The following is a 2,102-nucleotide window of genomic DNA, read 5'->3' on the forward strand; positions in this document are numbered from 1 at the left end:
CCTTGGCTCGTATCTTTCAACGCTTTCAGTGCCGCAAACGGCGAGATTTCGACCGGCTCGGGCGGCTGCACAAATACGGCACCTTCCTTACGCGGGAACGGATCAAGCGACAGCGACAATTGTTCGACAGCATGCTGGCCAAGATCGATTTTGCCGTCCTCGATGACATCAGGGAAGTTGTCATCCAGTTCGATATCGATTTCGCCGTCTTCGTTATTCTGCGGTTCGGCTTCGTGAACGAAATTCACGGTGAAGTCGCGATCGACTGTCACCGGCATAGGCTCCAGCGAAAGGCCACAGGCCTGCACGGCCTCGGCTCTTACGCGCCCGTCCATACGAAAACCCGAAACCGTCGGGACTACAGTCATATCGACGGTCAGGGAATCAAGCGACGCCAGATTAAGTGCCTTCGCAATGCGTGTACGATCGGCGGCCTCGGGCACAAGCGTGCGCTCAAGGTTTGCACCGATCTGATGGAGCCGGACAGGCTCGCTATAGGGGAGTTGAATCTTGGTCATCCGTTAATTTGCGCCCATTGCGGCGCGTGTTCAATCTCGGCCATCGTCTGAAGGCTCAGGGCTTGGTGAGTGGCAAGGGTGTAGTCGGCCAAGGTGCCCGCGTGGGCGGAATCCTCGGTCTCGTAGACATTGCGGGCAATGGACGCGACCAGAGCGTCGCGATCACCTTCCGACAGAGCTTTTTCATAGCTGGCCATACGGCCATACAGAGCCTCGCCCAGCTTGCGCATCTTCTTGCCTACCGCAACATCGCCTACGCCCAGTTCGCGCAGCACATTATCTAGTGCTGATACATAGTGATCGAACAGCTTCTGGGCCAGTGCCGCGCCGCGCTCGTTTTCATGGCGTAGGCGCACATACAGCAGCAGGACATGCAGCGTATAAATCTCGAATCGCGCATCGATACGGTCCGCCACACCCAGATCGGTATAAAAGGCCGGCTGACGTGCCTGTTCGACCGCCTTGGCATACAGTTCCAGAGCGTCACGTTCGACCGGTTTGGGTCTGAATAGTGATTTGAACATATTATTTCATGGCCCTCATGACTCCGCGACGTTGCACTAAGGCGCTCCGGAGGTTAGGTCAAAGAACAGTTTTCGCAGAGGCCCATCGCAGATGCTCCGCACCAAGTCGCTTCTTGCCGTGATTTCCCTTACCGTTCTGACCGCTGCCTGTGCGCCGCGCGTCTCGCCGCAGGGTTTTCAGGTCATCGACAACAAGCCCGAGGACATTGTCGTCGGCACCGATACCCGCGAATCCGTCCTGACAAAATTGGGTTCGCCTTCGACCGCTTCGACCTTTGAGGCCGAAAACGTCTGGTACTACATCTCGCAAACGACCGAGCGCTATACCTACAGCACGCCCAAGGTCACTCAGCGCAACATCACCGAAGTCACCTTTAACGAGGAAAGTGGTGTTGTATCGGCTGTTCGCAGCCTGAACCTGGACGACAAGGTCGATATCGCGATGAACAAGCGCGAAACCCCGACCCGTGGCCGTTCGCTGACGGTTCTGGAACAGCTTCTGGGTAACGTCGGCCGTGGCCAGCTGCCGCGCACGGACGAGGACCAGCCGGGCCAACAGCGCCGCGACTAATACCCTGTCGCCATGCAATCAAAAACGGCCCCGAATGTTTTCGGGGCCGTTTTTGTATTCAACTTGCCGGAACCGCAGACGGTGTCCGCACACGCATACGCGGGGTCTGTCGTACAATCTCTACACGCACCACATTACCGCGCCCCAGATGCGTTGCCGTAATCTGCATAACTGCCGCTGCCAGCGCCCGCTCGTCGACACGGTTCCAGTTATCCGCCATCCCGAAAGAGCGCCTGTGTCCCTCGCGGATCAAGGCGTCGCGCATCACAGTATCTTTGGCGCGCGCCTGCTCGACCGCAAAGCCCGCTTTGAGATGCAGCTTCAACTCGACAAAGATGTGGTTGCGAACGCGCCCATCTACGAAAACAGGCAATCCTACACCTGTCATAGTGACAGATGCCGGTTCAGGCGCAGTTGCTTCCGGTGCGGCCATGGCCGGACGGGTACCAAGCGCCAATACGGCCATCGACAAGATCAAGGTGCGTCTTT

Annotated in this window: 4 protein-coding genes; 1 reads left to right on the forward strand and 3 read right to left on the reverse strand. The window is 57.7% G+C overall.

The annotated features are described in order from the left end of the window. Positions 1-518: DUF177 domain-containing protein (locus tag RSB01_RS14045; RefSeq protein WP_332591531.1), on the reverse strand; the 518-nt coding region annotated here is incomplete at its 3' end. Continuing rightward, positions 515-1,042, reverse strand: a complete 528-nt coding sequence (locus RSB01_RS14050; RefSeq protein ID WP_332591532.1) for a ubiquinol-cytochrome C chaperone family protein — start codon at positions 1,040-1,042, stop codon at positions 515-517. The genes RSB01_RS14045 and RSB01_RS14050, both read right to left, overlap by 4 nt. 91 nt (positions 1,043-1,133) lie before the next feature. On the opposite strand from RSB01_RS14050, the gene bamE reads away from it, so the two are divergent. Continuing rightward, positions 1,134-1,613 carry an outer membrane protein assembly factor BamE gene (gene bamE / locus RSB01_RS14055; RefSeq protein ID WP_332625748.1) on the forward strand — a complete coding sequence of 160 codons (480 nt, stop codon included), beginning with the start codon at positions 1,134-1,136 and terminating at the stop codon, positions 1,611-1,613. Positions 1,614-1,671: 58 nt separating this feature from the next. On the opposite strand, the gene RSB01_RS14060 is transcribed toward bamE, so the two are convergent. Beyond that, on the reverse strand, positions 1,672-2,102 hold a 431-nt coding region (locus RSB01_RS14060; protein WP_332625750.1), incomplete at its 5' end, for a hypothetical protein.

The organism is Brevundimonas sp., from assembly GCF_036659295.1.
GTDB lineage: Bacteria > Pseudomonadota > Alphaproteobacteria > Caulobacterales > Caulobacteraceae > Brevundimonas.